Here is a 16,141-nt window from a genome sequence, read left to right as displayed (position 1 = left end):
CCCCGCTCGCGCTGCGCGCGATCGACCCTCCCCCTCCAGGCAGGGCTATCGCATATGAGCAGTACACCTTCGGGCACGAAAGTCTCCACATCGTCATGGCCGGGCTTGTCCCGGCCATCCACGCCTTGCCACGCAGCACAAAGAACGTGGATGCCCGGGACAAGCCCGGGCATGACGACCTCTGGTGAGGGTGCAAATGCGATAGCCCTCCTCGCAGCCAGCCTATTACATATGGCTCTTTGCGCGAGCTGAGCGCGCGCCTCGTCCTTCGAGACGGCGCTTAGGCGCCTCCTCAGGATGAGGCTAAGCGGCATCGGAGCCCGCTGAAACTAGCGCCACACTCGGTCCTCATCCTGAGGGCCCGCCAACGGCGGGCGTCTCGAAGGATGGCCACAAGCGATATCACTCTCATATGCGATTGCCCTGCCCCTCCAGGGGAGGGTAAGGCAGCGCGCCTCCGGCCACATCGGCGCACACTTGCCGCTGGATGACAGCGCATCTCTCGTGAGATGATCGCCGCCGCGATCTCTTGTCGATGCCAGGGACAGTTCAAGGCCATGATGACGCTGCGCCAGGTCGAAGTGATCCGTGCCGTGATGGTGACGGGCACCATCGGCGGTGCGGCGAAGCTGCTCAACGTCTCGGCGCCGGGGATCAGCCGCCTCGTCAAATACACCGAGCGCTCGCTCGGCATCCGCTTCTTCCAGCGCCAGAACGGGCGCTACTTCCCGACGCCGGAAGCCGAGAACATCTTCGAGCAGATCAACGGCGTCTACAAGAAGGTCGACGACCTCTCCGAGATCATCTCCAAGATCGGTCGCGGCGGCCTGTCGGAGCTGCGCATCGGCTCGGTGCCGAGCATCTCGCAGGTGATGGTGCCGCGCGCCATCGAGCGCGTCCGCCGCCGCTATCCCGATCTCGGCATCGACATCAACATCCTCAAGCTCGAGGAAGCCATCGACTACCTGATGCTCGGCCGCGGCGAGTGCGTGGCGATGAGCTATCGGCTCGAGCATTCCGGGCTCGACTTCATGCCGCTCGCTTCGGGCGAGCTCTATTGCATCGTGCCGCCGGGCCACGAGCTCTCCGGCCGCAAGCAGGTCTCCGCCGCCGAGATCACGCGCTATCCGCTGATCGGCATCGATCCCAACGATCCCTACGGGCGGATCATGGCCGGGATCTTCGCGCGCCACCGGCTCGACTACAACATCACGATCCGCGCGCGCTTCGGCACCACCGTCTGCGCGCTGGTGAAGGCGGGGCTCGGCATCGCCATCATCGACCAGTTCACCGTCGCCCATGGCGGCTATCCCGGCATCGAGCTTCTGAAGATCGCCGAGCCGACGCGGTTCGACACCTACATCGCAGTCAAGCGCGGCACGCCGTTGTCGCTGCATGCGGAGTACTTCATCGAATCTCTGCGCACCGAGATGCGCGCGGTCGAGCCGTCCCGCGGCAGTGGCAAGACCGCCCCTGCCCGCGGGCGGAAGAAATAACATGATGTTAGGTTTGCCAGATAAAAGGGTAATTGTGTTAGGCGGGGGAAAGGCTATCGTCGCAGCTGGAATTGCACGGATTTCCCCGCTAATGGCCGGGGCCGGACGCTCCCTTTGAGACGATAGCGAACCATGTCGAAACGCGGATACGCCGCCAGCAAGAAGCTCCTGATCGGCCTGATCGGCGCCCCGATCGCGCATTCCGCCTCGCCCGCCATGCATGAGCGCGCCGCCGAGGCGCTCGGCCTGCGCGGCCATTACCAGCTTATCGAGGTCGCCGGGGCCGATGCGGCCGGGCTGCGCATGATGCTCGAGGGCGTCCGGCGGCTCGGCTTTGCCGGCGTCAATGTCACCTATCCCTACAAGGAAGCGGTGGTGCCGCTGCTCGACGCGCTGGCGCCGGGCGCAGCCAGCATGGGCGCGGTCAACACCGTCGTCGTCAGGGAGGGCCGGCTGACCGGCCACAACACCGACACCACGGGTTTCGCGCGCGCGGTGACGCCATTGCTGGCGCCCTCCGGCAACGCCATCGCCCTGATCGGCGCCGGCGGCGTCGGCAAGGCCATCGCGTTTGCGCTGGCGAGCCCGAACGTGGCCGACATCCGCATTTTCGACAGCGAGCCGGCGCGCGCCGAGAAACTGGCCGCCATGCTCGCCCCGCGCGGCGCCCGCGTCGCCGCCAGCGTCGAGGATGCGCTCGACGGCGCGACCGGTCTCGTCAACGGCACGCCGGTCGGCATGCTGCCGAACCGTGACACGCCGGTGCCGGCGGAACTGCTCAGGGCGGACCTTTGGGTCGCCGACGCCGTCTACTCGCCGCTGATCACGCCGCTGCTGGCCGCAGCGCGAGACAAAGGCGCGAAGATCATGACCGGCCGCGACCTCGCGATCTACCAGGCCGCCGACGCCTTCGAACTGTTCACAGGCCTTGCCCCATCCACCGAGATCATGGGAGAGGCTTTCGACGCCGTGATGGCAGCGCGCAGCGCCGCCTATCAGGCAGCTTGAGGCGAAGCGGCCGGATACAAGGCCGCTTGCAAGATTTGAAACGGGAGGAGAGGACGATGAAATCAACGCTACTGGTGGGCGCATTGCTCACCGTCATGACCGCAACGGGCGCCCTTGCCCAGGCGATCAAGCTCGCCAACGTCGCGGAGCTCTCGGGCGGCGGTGCCACCGTCGGCACGAACTGGAAGAACGGCATCGACCTCGCGATCGAGGAGATCAACGCCAAGGGCGGCGTGCTCGGCCGCAAGCTCGAGGTCAGCCACGCGGACTCGCAGTCCAACCCCGGGGTGGCGCGCGCCCAGGTGCAGAAGGCGCTCGACGCCGAACCCTATGTGCTGCTCGGGCCCGGCTATTCCGGCTCGGTGAAGGTGACCGCGCCGCTCGCGGCCGAAGCCGGCATCGCGCAGATCATGGGCGGCGAGGCCGCCGAGCTGACGCAGACCGGTAACAAGTTCCTGTTCCGCACCTCCTTCGGCCAGCAATCCTCAATGCCGAAGGTCGCAAAGTACATCCACGACGAGATGAAGGCGAAGACCGTTGCGGTGGTCTGGGTCAACAACGATTTCGGCCGCGGTGGCCGCGACGTCGTGGTCAAGGAGCTCGATCGGCTCGGCTCCAAGGTCGTCGCCGATCTCTCCACCGAAGCGGGCCAGGCCGACTTCGCCGCCGACGTCGGCAAGATCAAGGCCGCCAATCCCGACGCCGTGTTCGTCTACCTGAACGAGGAAGAGAGCGCGCGCATCCTGAAAGAGCTGAAGCGCCAGGGCGTCACCGCGCCGCTAATGGGCGAGACCACGCTGATCGGCCAGAAGGTGATCGAGCTCGCCGGCGATGCCGCCAACGGCGCGCGCGGCCATGTCGGCCTCACCACCGACGCGCCGGTCGACCTGGTCAAGGCGTTCCGCGAGAAGTTCTCCAAGAAGTACAATTACGTCCCTGACCATAACGGCCTGAAAGGCTACCTCGCCGTCTACATGGTGAAGGCCACCACGGAAAAGATGGGCAAGGTCGATCCGAAGAAGTTCGCCGACACGCTGCACGGCCTCACCATCAAGGCCGCGGACGAGCCGGGCATCTTGATGGACGTCACCTTCAGCGACACCGGCGACATCGACCGCCAGAGCTTCCTGGTCGAGGTGGTCGAAGGCAAGCAGGTGGTGAAGCAGGTGCTGCCGAAGGTGAAGTGAAGCGTGGCCGTTCTCCCTCGCCCCGCTCTTCGCGGGGAGAGATCTTTCATCTCCCTCTCCCCGCCCCTTCGCGGGGAGAGGGCGGGGTGAGGGGCTGCTTCCGCGACGACGGTGACAATCGAGTACGCGGAGACAGCCCCTCACCCCAACCCTCTCCCCGTAAGTCCGGGGAGAGGGAGAGGAAAGAGAGCGGGGAGAGGGAAGGAAAGAGGGGAACATGTCCAACCTATTCGATCTACTGGTCGCGGGACTCGCCACCGGCGCCATCTACGCGCTGGTCGCGGTCGGCTTCACGCTGCTGTGGCAGACCTCGCAGACCATCAATTTCGCGCAAGGCGAGTTCGTGATGCTGCCGGCGTTCCTGATGCTGGCCGCGATGCATGTGGGCGCGCCGTTCTGGCTCGCGATCATCCTCGGCATCCTGCTCTCGCTGATCCTGCTCGGGCTCGCCTTCAAGATGCTGCTGGTGGACCCGATGATGCGTCACGGTGTGCTACCGCTGGCGATCGCGACCATGGCGCTCGCGATCGGCATCAAGGAATCGGTCAAGCAGTTCTACAGCGCGGAGGCTTCACCCTTCCCCTCGATCGTGCCGACCGGCGACATCTCCATCCTCGGCTATGCCGTGTCGCTGCAGAGCATCGGCGTGCTCACTGTTGCCATCCTCGCCGTTCTCGGCCTGACCACGCTGCTGAGCCGTACCTCGCTCGGCCACCAGATGCAGGCGGCGGCGCAGAACCCGACGGTGGCCCGCATCATCGGCGTCCCGGTCGAGCGCATGATCCTGCTGACCTTTCTGATCAACGCCTTCCTGGTGGCGCTGGCCTCGCTGCTGATCACGCCGATCTATCTCGCAAAATTCTCGTCCGGCGAGGTGCTGGGCCAAGCCGCCTTCATCGCCGCGATCGTCGGCGGCTTCAACCAGGTGCGCGGCGCCATCGCCGGCGGCCTGCTGATCGGCGTACTCGACAATCTCGCGGCGGCCTATGTCTCGACGCAGTATCGCGCCGCCGTGCCGATGATGTTCCTGATCGCCGTCATCCTGTTCCGGCCGCAGGGCTTGCTCGGCCGTGCCGAGGAGCGCACCGTATGAGCGGCATCGCCAAACCCCTGAAGATCGCGCTCGGCCTTGCCGTCATCGCCGCGCTGATCATCGTCCCCATGAACTTCAACCGCTACGGCCTGTTCATCCTGAGCCAATGGGCGGTGATGAGCATCGCCGCGATGGGGCTCAACCTCACGCTCGGCTATGCCGGCCAGGTCTCGCTGGCGCAAGGCGCCTTCGTCGGCATCGGCGCCTATGCCGCCGCGATCATGACCACACATGGCTGGCCGCTGCCGGCGGCGATCCTGGTGGCGATCGTCTTGAGCTTTGCGATCGGCTGGGTGCTCGGCTATCCCGCACTGCGCGTGCAGCACCATTACCTCGCCTTCGTCACCCTCGCCTTTTCCACCCTCGCCTTCCTGGTGTTCCGCAACGAGAGCTGGCTGACCGGCGGCATCTACGGCATCTCCAACATCCCACGTCCGCACATCTTCGGCATCGCGACCGCCAAGCCGCTGCCGTTCTACTATGTCTGCCTCGGCTCGCTCGCGATCGTCTCGCTTGCGGTGTGGTGGCTGATCCGTTCGCCCTGGGGCCGTGCCTTCATGGCGTTGCGCGAGAATCCGTTGCGCGCGCAATCCCTCGGCGTCGACACCCGCCGCTACACGCTGATGGCCTTCGCGATCGGCTCGGCGCTCGGCGGCGTCGCCGGAACGCTCTATGCGCCGCTGACGCAATATATCGATCCGGTGCCGTTCAACCTGTCGCTCTCGCTCGACCTCCTCTTGATGGTGATCGTCGGCGGCGCCGGCTTCTATTTCGGCCCCTTCCTCGGCGCGATGATCGCGGTGCTGCTGCCGGAATGGCTGCGCTTCACGGAAGGCTACTACCTGATGCTCTACGCGGTGGCCGTGATGCTGCTGCTGATCTGGTCGCCGACCGGCATTCTCGGAATCCTCGACCGATATCTTGCCGAACGCCGCACCAAGGCGGCGTCCGCGCTGCGCGCCGTCGCAAAGTCGCGCCTGGAGACGGCACAATGAGTGCGGTCCTCGAAGTCACCGACATCAAGAAGAGCTTTGGCGGCATCCACGCCGTCAACGGGGTCTCGTTCGACGTGCGCGAGGGCGAGATCCTCGGCCTGATCGGGCCGAACGGCTGCGGCAAGTCCACATTGTTCAACTGCATCCTCGGCCAGCTCACGCCGACCGGCGGCGAAGTCAAGCTCGACGGACAGGTCGTCACGGGCCTGCGCCCCTCCGAGCTCAACAAGCTCGGGGTCAGCCGCACCTTCCAGCTGTTGCAGGTGTTCCCAAAGCTCTCGGTGCGCGAGAACCTGATCCTCGCCGGACAGGAGCACCAGGGCAACATGGCCTCGCGCCTGGTCGGCCGCTCCGATGCCGGGCTGACCGAGGCCGCCAACCAGATGATCGGCTTCTTCAAGCTCGACCATCTCGCCGACGAGCCGGCCGGGGGCCTGTCCTATGGTCAGCAAAAACTGCTCGATGCCGCCATGGCCTTCATGGGGGGCTCGCGCCTGGTGCTGCTCGACGAGCCAGCCGGCGGCGTCAACCCGTCGATGCTGGCGGACCTCAAGGAGCGCCTGGTCGCGATCAACCGCGAGAAGAACGCCACCTTCGTCGTGATCGAGCACAATATGGAGTTCGTGATGTCGCTGTGCTCGCGCGTGATGGTGATGGCGGAAGGCAAGGTGCTGGCGATGGGCCGGCCCGACGAGGTGCGGAAGAACCCCGCCGTGATCGAAGCCTATCTCGGACATTAGGAGCGCGTAATGAGCGATCCCATTCTCTCAGTCCACAATCTCGTCGGCGGCTACGGCAAGATGACGATCTTGAACGGCACGACGTTTGCCGTTCCTTCAGCCACGATCACGACGATCATCGGTCCGAACGGCGCCGGCAAATCGACGGTGTTCAAGGCCATCTTCGGCCTGCTCAAGCTGCGTGAAGGCAAGATCAGCTTCGCCGGCCGCGACGTCACCAATCTGAGCCAGCGCGCGCTGCTCAACGCCGGCATCTGCTACGTGCCGCAAGGCCGCAACATCTTTCCCGAGCTGTCGGTGCGCCACAATATCGAGCTCGGCGGCGTCGCCGCCGACAAGGGCCTCGACTTGCCCAAACGGATCGAGGCGGCGCTCGACCTGTTTCCGGCATTGCGGCGCAAGTCCGCGCAGCAGGCCTCCACGCTGTCAGGCGGCGAGCAGAAGCAGCTCGAGATCGCCCGCTCGCTGCTGCTCGAGCCGAAGCTGGTGCTGGTCGACGAGCCTTCGATCGGCCTGTCGCCGCTGATGGTGCAGCAGACCTTCGACATCCTCAAGAGCTTGCGCGATCGCGGCGTCACCATCCTGATGATCGAACAGAACGCGCGCTCGGCGCTGGAGATCTCCGACATCGGCATCGTGCTCGAGCTTGGCCAGACCCGCATGGTCGATGACGCCAAGCGCATTCTGAACGATCCGCGCATCGGGCAGCTCTTCCTCGGCGGCGCCATGGAGGAGAGCGCGGCATGAGCGCGAAGATGCGGATCGCCGTGGCAGGCGCCGGCCTGATCGGCCGTCGGCATATCGAGTTGATCGAGTCCTCCGGGGATTGCGTGCTCGCCGGCATTGCGGACCCCTCGCCCGCCGCCAAGGAGTATGCGCTGGCGCATGGCGTGCCCTGCTACGCGGACCATCGCGCCCTGCTGGCAGAAGAGAAGCCCGACGGCCTCATCATTGCCTCGCCCAACACGCTGCACTTGCCGATGGCGCTCGACTGCGCCGAATCCGGCATACCGGCTCTGATCGAGAAGCCGGTGACCGAGACGGTTGCCACCGCGCAACGCCTGTGCGCGGCGGTGAGACGCACCGGCGTGCCGATGCTGGTCGGCCACCACCGGCGGCACAATCCGATCATCAAGTCGGCCCGAGAGGCCGTGACGAACGGAAAGCTCGGCCAGCTCACGGCCGTGGTCGGGCTGTGGCTCCTCAAGAAGCCCGACGATTATTTCGAGGTCGCCTGGCGGCGCGAGGCAGGCGGCGGGCCACTGCTGATCAATCTCATCCACGACATCGACAATCTCCGCTTCATCTGCGGTGAGATCGTCGAGGTGCAGGCGCTGACCTCGAACAAGGTGCGCGGCTTCGCGGTCGAGGATACTGCCGCGCTGCTGCTGCGCTTTGCCAACGGCGCGCTGGGCACGGTGACCGTGTCGGATGCGACGCCGGCGCCGTGGAGCTGGGAGCTCTCCTCGGGCGAGAACCCGGCCTATCCCAGGCAGGATCAGCCCTGCTACATCTTCGCAGGGACTGCGGGTTCGCTCTCCGTGCCGAACATGGAGCTGTGGTCATACATGGAGCAGCCCGGCTGGTACGCGCCGCTGTCGCGCGCGACCATCGCGCCGCCCGCGTTCGATCCGCTGGTCGAGCAGCTCCGGCATTTCTGCGCAATGATTGCCGGCCACGAACAGCCGCTGATCTCGGTCAAGGACGCAATGGGAACGCTTGCCGTCGTCGAAGCCGTCAGCGCGGCCGCGCGTACCGGGCAAACGATCTCGCCGGGGCAGATTATGGAGCAGGCCGCATGAACAAGCGCTCGATCGCCACCGTCTCCCTCTCAGGCAGCCTCGACGAAAAGCTCCGCGCCATCGCCGCCGCGGGCTTCGATGCGGTCGAAATCTTCGAGAACGACCTGCTGTCGTTCGGCGCCGGCCCACGCGACATCGCGAAGATGTGCACGGACCTCAATCTCGAGATCTGTGCGTTCCAGCCGTTCCGCGATTTCGAGGGCATGCCGGAGCCGCAGCGCGCGCGCAACTTCGCCCGCGCGGAGCGGAAGTTCGATCTGATGCAGGAGCTCGGCACCGATCTGTTGCTGATCTGCTCCAACGTCTCACCCGCCGCGCTCGGCGGCATCGACCGCGCGGCTGACGATTTTCGCGAGCTCGGCGAGCGCGCCGCGAAACGTCGTTTGCGCGTCGGCTATGAGGCGCTGGCCTGGGGCCGCCACGTCAACGATTATCGCGACGCCTGGGAGATCGTGCGTCGCGCCGATCATCCCGCGATTGGCGTCATCCTCGACAGCTTTCATGCGCTGGCACCTGGCTTTCCGAACCGCGCCATGGCCTCGATCCCCGGCGACAAGATCTTTCTGGTGCAGCTCTCCGACGCGCCAAGGCTCGAGCTCGACATCCTGTCATTGAGCCGGCACTTCCGCTCCTTCCCCGGCCAGGGCGACCTTCCGGTCGGCGCGTTCATGGCGGCGATCGCAGCGACCGGCTATGCCGGACCGCTGTCGCTGGAAATCTTCAACGACCAGTTCCGCGCCGGCTCGGCCGCACAGACCGCCGTCGACGGCCTGCGCTCGCTGATCCTGCTGGAGGACCAGCTCGCACCGGACTGGCCGAATTTCGCCGGCAAGGCGCTGGCCCCGAAGGCGAAGAGCCGCGGCACCGGCTTCATCGAATTTGCCGTCAACGAGAGCAAGGCCGCCGAGCTTGCCCGCCTGTTCTCGCAGCTCGGCTTTCGCAAGACCGGCCAGCACCGCAGCAAGGCGGTGGAGCGCTGGTCGCAGGGCAAGGTCGAGCTCGTCGTCAATTGCGAGACCGACGGCTTCGCGCATTCGCACTATGTCACCCACGGGCCCGGCGTCTGCGCCATCGCGCTCGACGTCGACGATGCCGGCCGCGCCATGCAGCGCGCCGAGACGCTGAAGGCGCGCACCTTCTACCAGCCGGTCGGGCCGGGCGAACTCGAGATTCCCGCGATCCACGGCGTCGGCGGCAGCCTGCTCTATTTTCTCGACCAGGCCGGCAAGAATTGGGACACCGATTTCGAGCCTGTTGCAAGCGACGCCAGCACCGATGCGCTGGTCGCCGTCGACCACATCGCGCAGTCGATGCCCTATGACGAGATGCTGACCTGGCTGTTGTTCTACACCGGCATTCTCGATCTGAAGCGCCTGCCGCAGATGGAGATCGCCGACCCCAGGGGCCTCGTGCAGAGCCAGGCCGTCATCAACGCCGACCAGAGCCTGCGCTTCGTGCTCAACGGCTCCTCTGCCAACCGCACCCTGCCGGCGCGCTTCATCTCGGAGTTCTTCGGCTCGGGCGTACAGCATGTCGCCTTCGCGTGTCAGGATATTTTTGCGACCGTCGCCGCGATGCGCCAGCGCGGCGCGGGTTTCCTGGACATCCCCGACAATTACTACGACGACATCGAAGCCAAATACGATCTTGCGCCCGAACTGATGGCGCAGCTGCGCGCCAACCACATCCTCTACGACCGCGAGGGCGACGGCGAGTTCTTCCAGGTCTACACCCACATCTTCGACGAGCGCTTCTTCTTCGAGATCGTCGAGCGCAGGAATTATCAAGGTTTTGGCGCGGCCAACGCCGGCATCAGGCTCGCAGCGCAAGCGCGCGAGGTACGCCCGGCAAGCATGCCGAGGGTGTAGGTCTTCGCCTCTCCCAATCTGCGGGAAGAGGCCGACGCGCGTAGCGCGGGTGAGCGGCCTCCGCGAGACACATATCCGCTGGGACGACGGTCTCTCAACACGTCATTGCGAGCGCAGCGAAGCAATCCAGAATCCCTCCGCGGAAAGACTCTGGATTGCTTCGCTGCGCGCTCGCAATGACGGTGTGGGACTGGCGAGGAATTCGAGCAACTCCGTCCTCGGGGAGAGAGCCCCTCACCCCACCCCTCTCCCGGTAAGAACGGGGAGAGGGAGAGGAGAGATCTCACTTCATCTTGCACTTCTCGTGGAAGCGATCCTGGTCGTTCTCGACGATGGTGGCGACGGTCTTCAGGGCGAGCTGGCCTTCGGAATCCTTGACCACATCCTGCAGGTAGAAGTTCTGGATCGGGATGTGGTTGTTGCCGAACTTGAACGCGCCGCGCACCGACTTGAAGTTGGCCTTCTCCATCTCGGCCTTCATCTCGTCCTTCTTGGAGGTGTCACCCTTCACGGCGACGACGGCGCTGTTGATCAGGTTCACGGCGTCATAGGATTGCGCACCGTAGAAGGTCGGGCGCAGGCCGGGATACTTCTTGCGGTAGTCGGCGACGAAGCGCTTGTTCTGCTCGTTGGGGAGGTCATTGACCCATTGCTGCGCACCGGGCACCCCGAGCGCATTCTCCTTCTGGAGCGGCAGCGAGAGCTCGTCGATGGTGAAGGCGGTGTAGAGCGGCATCGTGCTCTTCAGTCCGGCCTGCGCATATTGATTGAGGAATTGCACGCCGGCGGCACCGGGGTAGAACACGAAGATCGACTCGGCGCCGGAGGCGCGCGCTTTGGAGAGCTCGGCGGAGAAGTCGAGCTGGCTCGGCCACACCGTGTATTCCTCACCCACGACCTGCCCCTTGAAGGTGCTCTTGACGCCGGCCAGCATGTCCTTGCCGGCGGCGTAGTTCGGGCCGATCAGGAACACCGACTTGACGCCCTTCTGGTTCATATAGGTGCCGACCGCCTGCGGGGTCTGGTCGTTCTGCCAGGAGGTCGAGAACACATAAGGCGAGCACAGCTCGCCCGCGAGCTGCGACGGCCCGGCATTGGCCGAGATCAGGAAGGTCTTCGAATCGACCGCGGTCTTGAGCGAGGCGAGCAGCACGTTCGACCAGATATAGCCGACGATGAAGTCGACCTTGTCCGACTGCACCAGCTTCTCGGTCTTCTGCTTGCCGACGTCGGGCTTCTGCCCGTCGTCCTCGTAGAGCACCTCGACCGGCTTGCCGGCCATCTTGCGGCCGAGATGATCGAGCGCGAGCTCGAAGGAATTGCGCATGTCGTTGCCGATCACGGCGGTCGGGCCGCTGAAGGTCGAGACGAAGCCGATCTTGATGGTGTCTCCGGCGAATGCCTGATTTGCCAGCACCAGCGCCGCTGCGCCCGCCAGCCAGAATGCCGTCCTCATAACACTCCCTCCTTAATTATCGGTCCTGGAAGCAGGGTGATCGCCGCTCCAGGCCTGTCTCTATTGAACGCAAAATCTGTCGCGCCGCCAATGGCTCAGCGCCCGCCCTGCACCATATTTCGCCCCGATTGGAGATGGCAAGAATTATAATTCTACTCACTTCGGCCGAGGCCGGCCCAGGGCCGGTCCGGGAGGCCGCGGCGCTTTTTCGCGCCGGATCGATACAGCAGGCCTATGCGACGATTGATGACCTCTATTGGACCGCGGCGCCCAATCCGCACTTAAATGAAGGCGAGCAGCAGCGAGATTCGAGGGTTAAATCATGGCCGCAAATCCCCATCGCGTCGTCATCGTTGGCGCCGGCTTCGGCGGACTGGAGGCGACTTACCGGCTTGCAGGCGCTCCCGTCGAGATCACGCTGATCGACCGCCGCAATCATCATCTATTCCAGCCCCTGCTCTACCAGGTCGCGACCGCCTCGCTCGCAACCAGCGAGATCGCCTGGCCGATCCGTCATCTCATGCGCGACCGGCGCGAAGTAACGACGCTGTTCGCCACCGTGAGCGGCGTCGACACGGCCCGCCGCTGCGTGCTGATCGACGACGGCAGCGAGGTGCCCTACGACACGCTGGTGCTGGCCACCGGCGCGCGGCACGCCTATTTCGGCCACGATGAATGGGAGCAGTTCGCGCCCGGCCTGAAGACGCTGGAGGATGCGACCACCTTGCGCCGGCACATCCTGGTGGCGTTCGAGCGCGCTGAGCGCGAGACCGATCCGAAGCGGCGCGCGGCGCGGCTGACCTTCGTGATCGTCGGCGCCGGCCCGACCGGCGTCGAGCTCGCCGGCACCATCGCCGAGATGGCGCATCACACCCTGCCCGCCGATTTCCGCAACATCGACACGCACAAGGCCCGCGTCGTGCTGATCGAGGCGGGTCCGCGCGTGCTCGCCGGCTTTCCCGACGAGCTCTCGGCCTATGCGCAGGCCTCGCTGGAAAAGATCGGCGTCGAGGTCGTGCTCGGGCAGGCCGTCACCGAGATCAACCGCGAGGGCGTCGTGTTCGGCGGCAAGCTGCTCGAGGCCAAGACGCGGATCTGGGCCGCCGGCGTGCGCGCCTCGCCCGCCGCCGAATGGCTCGGCGCGCCGAGCGATCGTGCCGGGCGCGTGCTGGTCGAGGCCGACCTCACCATTCCAGGCCATCCCGAGATCTTCGCGATCGGGGATACCGTCAGCATCAACGCCTGGGACGGCAAGCCGGTGCCCGGCATCGCGCCGGCCGCCAAGCAGCAGGGCCGCCATGTCGCCGAGACCATCAAAGCGCGCCTGCGCGGTGCTGCGACCGGCCCGTTCCGCTACAAGCATTCCGGCAACCTCGCGCAGATCGGCAAGCGGCTCGCGATCATCGATTTCGGCAGGATCAAGCTGCGCGGCACGATCGCGTGGTGGATCTGGGGCATCGCCCACATCTACTTCCTGATCGGCCTGCGCCATCGTCTCAGCGTCGCGCTGAGCTGGCTCTGGATCTACGCGCGAGACCAGCGCGCGGCGCGGTTGATCACGCAGGGGTCGAGCAAGGTGGTGTAGGCCCTCTTCCCTTCTCCCCTTGTGGGAGAAGGTGGCGCGAAGCCACCCTCCCCACAAGGGGAGAGGGTGCAGTTGCGCACTTGTATAGCTACTTCACCAGCTCACATCCGCCTTCCGCCAGCGGGCGGAACGCCTGATCGGCGGGAATGGTCGAGACCAGCCTGTAATAGTCGTACGGATATTTCGACTCCTCCGGCTTCTTCACCTCGAACAGGTACATCGGATGCACGACACGACCGTCCTGGCGGATCGTGGTGTCGCCGAACAGCTTGTCCTTGCCCTTGAACTTTTTCATCTCGGGCACGACCTGCTTGGCATTGTCGCTGCCGGTGGCGGCGACGGCGTTGAGATAAGCGAGCGTGGAAGCATAGACCCCGGCTTGATTGCCGCTCGGCATCTTGCCGTTCATGCCGGGCCGCGCGGCAAAACGCTTGGCGAACGCGCGGGTATCGTCGTTCATGTCCCAGTAGAAGGCTTCCATGAGCTGCAGGCCCTGCGCCACCTTGATGCCCATGCCGTGAATGTCGTTGATGAAGAGCAGGAAGGCGACGAGCTTCTGCCCGCTCTGCTGGATGCCGAATTCGGCAGCCTGCTTCACCGCGTTGATGGTGTCGCCACCCGCATTGGCAAGGCCGATCACCTGCGCTTTCGAACTCTGGGCTTGCAGCAGGAAGGAGGCGAAATCGGAGGTGCCGAGCGGATGCTTTGACGAGCCGATCACCTTGCCGCCGTGGCCCTCGATGTATTTCTGCGCCTCCGCCTCGATGCCCTTGCCGAGTGCGTAATCGACCGTGAGGAAATACCAGTCCTTGCCGCCGCGCGACACCATGGCGGCTGCGGTGGTGTTGCCGGTCGCCCAGGCATCGTTGACCCATTGGATGGTGTTGGGCGAGCACGCTTTGCCGGTCAGATCCGAGCTCGCCGTCGATGACGCCAGGAAGGTCATGCGGCTGTCGCGCAGAAGCGCGTTGATGGAAAGACCGACGGCCGAGTTCGGCACGTCGACGATCGCGTCGACGCCCTCGACGTCCAGCCATTTGCGCGCGATGGCGTTGCCGACATCGGCCTTGTTCTGGTGATCGGCATAGACGATCTCGACCTTGATGCCCTTGCCGCCGCCGTTGAAATCCTCCGCCGCCATCCGCGCGGCCTCGACCGAGCCCATGCCGTTGGTGTCCTGGAAGATGCCCGAGATGTCGTTGAGCACGCCGATGCGCACGACATTGTCCGATATCTCGGCATTGGCCGCGCCGGTCATCAGGCTGGCAGCCAGCGCGAGCGCCCACTTCAGATGCTTCATCATTCCCTCCCCTGTGTGTTGGTTGCCGGTCTTTGCCGGCGCGTTTGAAAGTCAAACCTGCCGTTCGGGCAGTCTCAGCACGAGGCCGTCGAGCTCGGGCGTGATCTTGATCTGGCAGGACAGACGGCTGTTCGGCCGCCGCTCGGCGGCGGTGCCGTCGAGCAGCGCGTCCTCCTCGTCGGCCATCACGGGCAGGCGCGCGAGCCAGCTCTCGTCGACATAGACATGGCAGGTCGCGCACATCGCGTTGCCGCCGCATTCGGCCAGAATGCCGTCGAGGCCGTGACGGGTCGCGGCCTGCATGGCGCTCTCACCGCCCGCGGTCTCGACGCGATCGGACTTGCCGTCGGGATGGATAAAGGTAATGGCAGGCATCAAGCTCCTCGTCAGGCCGGGGTGATCGTCACAGGCAGGCTGTCGAGCCCGCGCAGCGTGTTGTTGAAACGGCGCTTCGGCTCGCCCGTGATCTCGATTCTCGCGATGCGGCGCGCCAGCGCCGTCAGCATCACCTCGCCTTCGAGGCGGGCGACGAGCTGGCCGACGCACATGTGGATGCCGGAGCCGAAACCGACATGGCCGGAGGTGCGGCGGGTGATGTCGTACCTGTCGGGGGCATCCCAGCGCCGCGGATCGCGGTTGGCGGCGGCAAGGAACATCAGCACCTTCTCGCCCTCACCGATTCGCGCACCGGAGAGCTCGACCTCACGGGTGGTGGTGCGGAAGAAGGTCTGCACCGGGCTCTCGAAGCGCACTGCCTCCTCGAAGGCACCGCGCGCGAGCGTGAGGTCGTCGCGCAGTCGCTGCCATTGGCCGGGAAAGCGCGCGAGGCAATACACCGCAGCGCCGATGCCGTTGACTGTCGTGTCGAGTCCGGCCGACAGCAGCGAACGCACCAAGAGCGGCGCCTCAGTGGCCGTGATGGCGCCCTCTTCCACCTGCGCATGAATGCAGGCCCCAAAGCCGCCGGGTGCCAGGTTCGCGCGCTGGCACTGCTCGGCAACATAGGCCTGATGCGGCGCCGATCGTTCGATCGCCTCCTGGCGCAGCTGGTTGGGCGGGCCAAACGCGTTGAATACCACGCTTGCGTAGGGAATCAGATGCTCGCGCCCTTCCGGTTTCAGGCCCAGCGCATCGGGAAAGATCGACAGCGGATAGGCCTCGGCAAGGTCGGTGATCGCGTCGAAGCTGCGCCGGTCGAGCAGCGCGTCGACCCGTTCCTCCGCCGCCGCGGCAAAACGGTCGCGCACCTGCTTCATCACGGTCGGCGACAACACTTTTGACAGGACGGCGCGGGTGCGGGTGTGCGCCGGCGGATCGGCCTCGAGGATCAGGCTCGGCGGTCGCCACGGCGCCTCCTTCTTGAAGTCGGAAAGGCCGACGCCGCGGCTGGAGCAGAAGGTCGCGGGATCGTTCAAGACGGCGTGGACCTCGGCATAGCGCGCCACGCCATAGACGTTCCACTTGTCGAGATAGACCACGGGGCCGGCTTCCCGCAGCAGCTCATGCGCCGGATAGGGGTCGGCAAAAAAGCTCATGTCGAAGGGGTCGACGTCGAGATGCGGGACGCCCGATCCCGCAGCACCGAATGCGGTCATGGAAGACCTCCCTCAT

The 16,141-nt window shown here is 65.4% G+C and carries 14 protein-coding genes; 10 read left to right on the top strand and 4 right to left on the bottom strand.

From position 1 onward, the window contains the following. The first annotated feature begins 557 nt into the window (after nucleotides 1-557). The 9 genes from ACVWYQ_RS25330 to ACVWYQ_RS25290 all read left to right on the top strand — a co-directional run bounded on the left by ACVWYQ_RS25330 (nucleotide 558) and on the right by ACVWYQ_RS25290 (nucleotide 10,189). Entirely contained in the window at nucleotides 558-1,496 is a 939-nt protein-coding gene (locus tag ACVWYQ_RS25330) for a LysR family transcriptional regulator (RefSeq protein ID WP_036042797.1), read from the top strand. Between the two features lie 132 nt (nucleotides 1,497-1,628). Further along, the gene (locus ACVWYQ_RS25325) at nucleotides 1,629-2,504 is read left to right on the top strand and encodes a shikimate dehydrogenase (protein ID WP_456726514.1); all 876 of its coding nucleotides are present in this window, start codon (nucleotides 1,629-1,631) and stop codon (nucleotides 2,502-2,504) included. A gap of 56 nt (nucleotides 2,505-2,560) precedes the next feature. Beyond that, complete coding sequence (locus ACVWYQ_RS25320; RefSeq protein WP_456726513.1) at nucleotides 2,561-3,691, top strand: ABC transporter substrate-binding protein; 1,131 nt, start codon at nucleotides 2,561-2,563, stop codon at nucleotides 3,689-3,691. 217 nt (nucleotides 3,692-3,908) lie between these two features. Further along, nucleotides 3,909-4,784, top strand: a complete 876-nt coding sequence (locus tag ACVWYQ_RS25315; RefSeq protein ID WP_271546399.1) for a branched-chain amino acid ABC transporter permease — start codon at nucleotides 3,909-3,911, stop codon at nucleotides 4,782-4,784. Then, entirely contained in the window at nucleotides 4,781-5,779 is a 999-nt protein-coding gene (locus ACVWYQ_RS25310; RefSeq protein WP_456726512.1) for a branched-chain amino acid ABC transporter permease, read from the top strand. Before ACVWYQ_RS25315 ends, ACVWYQ_RS25310 begins: the two co-directional genes overlap by 4 nt. Next, nucleotides 5,776-6,519 (top strand): ABC transporter ATP-binding protein, encoded by a 744-nt coding sequence (locus ACVWYQ_RS25305; RefSeq protein WP_036001814.1) that lies wholly within the window; start codon nucleotides 5,776-5,778, stop codon nucleotides 6,517-6,519. The genes ACVWYQ_RS25310 and ACVWYQ_RS25305 overlap by 4 nt, the downstream gene beginning before the upstream one ends. Nucleotides 6,520-6,528: 9 nt before the next feature. Continuing rightward, a complete protein-coding gene (locus tag ACVWYQ_RS25300; RefSeq protein WP_271546402.1) occupies nucleotides 6,529-7,266 on the top strand; it encodes an ABC transporter ATP-binding protein in 738 nt (245 codons plus the stop codon). Next, complete coding sequence (locus tag ACVWYQ_RS25295; RefSeq protein ID WP_456726511.1) at nucleotides 7,263-8,321, top strand: Gfo/Idh/MocA family protein; 1,059 nt, start codon at nucleotides 7,263-7,265, stop codon at nucleotides 8,319-8,321. Before ACVWYQ_RS25300 ends, ACVWYQ_RS25295 begins: the two co-directional genes overlap by 4 nt. Next, nucleotides 8,318-10,189, top strand: coding sequence for a bifunctional sugar phosphate isomerase/epimerase/4-hydroxyphenylpyruvate dioxygenase family protein (locus tag ACVWYQ_RS25290; RefSeq protein WP_271546406.1), 1,872 nt, complete (start codon nucleotides 8,318-8,320; stop codon nucleotides 10,187-10,189). Before ACVWYQ_RS25295 ends, ACVWYQ_RS25290 begins: the two co-directional genes overlap by 4 nt. Nucleotides 10,190-10,472: 283 nt before the next feature. Here ACVWYQ_RS25290 and ACVWYQ_RS25285 read toward each other — a convergent pair whose 3' ends face one another. After that, nucleotides 10,473-11,645 carry an ABC transporter substrate-binding protein gene (locus ACVWYQ_RS25285; protein WP_271546408.1) on the bottom strand — a complete coding sequence of 391 codons (1,173 nt, stop codon included), beginning with the start codon at nucleotides 11,643-11,645 and terminating at the stop codon, nucleotides 10,473-10,475. Between the two features lie 322 nt (nucleotides 11,646-11,967). Here ACVWYQ_RS25285 and ACVWYQ_RS25280 point away from each other — a divergent pair, with 322 nt between their 5' ends. After that, a complete protein-coding gene (locus tag ACVWYQ_RS25280; RefSeq protein WP_456726510.1) occupies nucleotides 11,968-13,230 on the top strand; it encodes an NAD(P)/FAD-dependent oxidoreductase in 1,263 nt (420 codons plus the stop codon). An 88-nt stretch (nucleotides 13,231-13,318) separates the two neighbouring features. On the opposite strand, the gene ACVWYQ_RS25275 is transcribed toward ACVWYQ_RS25280, so the two are convergent. Genes ACVWYQ_RS25275 through ACVWYQ_RS25265 form a run of 3 tightly spaced genes read right to left on the bottom strand, consistent with a single transcriptional unit; the run spans nucleotide 13,319 to nucleotide 16,125 of the window. Next, nucleotides 13,319-14,530, bottom strand: coding sequence for an ABC transporter substrate-binding protein (locus tag ACVWYQ_RS25275; RefSeq protein ID WP_456726509.1), 1,212 nt, complete (start codon nucleotides 14,528-14,530; stop codon nucleotides 13,319-13,321). A 51-nt stretch (nucleotides 14,531-14,581) separates the two neighbouring features. Next, a complete protein-coding gene (locus ACVWYQ_RS25270; RefSeq protein ID WP_456726508.1) occupies nucleotides 14,582-14,905 on the bottom strand; it encodes a 2Fe-2S iron-sulfur cluster-binding protein in 324 nt (107 codons plus the stop codon). Between the two features lie 11 nt (nucleotides 14,906-14,916). Beyond that, nucleotides 14,917-16,125 (bottom strand): cytochrome P450, encoded by a 1,209-nt coding sequence (locus tag ACVWYQ_RS25265; RefSeq protein ID WP_456726507.1) that lies wholly within the window; start codon nucleotides 16,123-16,125, stop codon nucleotides 14,917-14,919. Nucleotides 16,126-16,141 lie beyond the last annotated feature (16 nt).

Source organism: Bradyrhizobium sp. USDA 3397 (genome assembly GCF_054060965.1).
This window is presented reverse-complemented; position numbering and strand designations above follow the sequence as displayed.

Coding starts and splice junctions, on each gene's coding strand:
- ACVWYQ_RS25320 (WP_456726513.1), top strand. CDS start 2,561: ATGAAATCAACGCTACTGGTGGGCGCATTGCTCACCGTCATGACCGCA.
- ACVWYQ_RS25325 (WP_456726514.1), top strand. CDS start 1,629: ATGTCGAAACGCGGATACGCCGCCAGCAAGAAGCTCCTGATCGGCCTG.
- ACVWYQ_RS25315 (WP_271546399.1), top strand. CDS start 3,909: ATGTCCAACCTATTCGATCTACTGGTCGCGGGACTCGCCACCGGCGCC.
- ACVWYQ_RS25330 (WP_036042797.1), top strand. CDS start 558: ATGATGACGCTGCGCCAGGTCGAAGTGATCCGTGCCGTGATGGTGACG.
- ACVWYQ_RS25270 (WP_456726508.1), bottom strand. CDS start 14,905: ATGCCTGCCATTACCTTTATCCATCCCGACGGCAAGTCCGATCGCGTC.
- ACVWYQ_RS25305 (WP_036001814.1), top strand. CDS start 5,776: ATGAGTGCGGTCCTCGAAGTCACCGACATCAAGAAGAGCTTTGGCGGC.
- ACVWYQ_RS25265 (WP_456726507.1), bottom strand. CDS start 16,125: ATGACCGCATTCGGTGCTGCGGGATCGGGCGTCCCGCATCTCGACGTC.
- ACVWYQ_RS25300 (WP_271546402.1), top strand. CDS start 6,529: ATGAGCGATCCCATTCTCTCAGTCCACAATCTCGTCGGCGGCTACGGC.
- ACVWYQ_RS25295 (WP_456726511.1), top strand. CDS start 7,263: ATGAGCGCGAAGATGCGGATCGCCGTGGCAGGCGCCGGCCTGATCGGC.
- ACVWYQ_RS25285 (WP_271546408.1), bottom strand. CDS start 11,645: ATGAGGACGGCATTCTGGCTGGCGGGCGCAGCGGCGCTGGTGCTGGCA.
- ACVWYQ_RS25280 (WP_456726510.1), top strand. CDS start 11,968: ATGGCCGCAAATCCCCATCGCGTCGTCATCGTTGGCGCCGGCTTCGGC.
- ACVWYQ_RS25290 (WP_271546406.1), top strand. CDS start 8,318: ATGAACAAGCGCTCGATCGCCACCGTCTCCCTCTCAGGCAGCCTCGAC.
- ACVWYQ_RS25310 (WP_456726512.1), top strand. CDS start 4,781: ATGAGCGGCATCGCCAAACCCCTGAAGATCGCGCTCGGCCTTGCCGTC.
- ACVWYQ_RS25275 (WP_456726509.1), bottom strand. CDS start 14,530: ATGAAGCATCTGAAGTGGGCGCTCGCGCTGGCTGCCAGCCTGATGACC.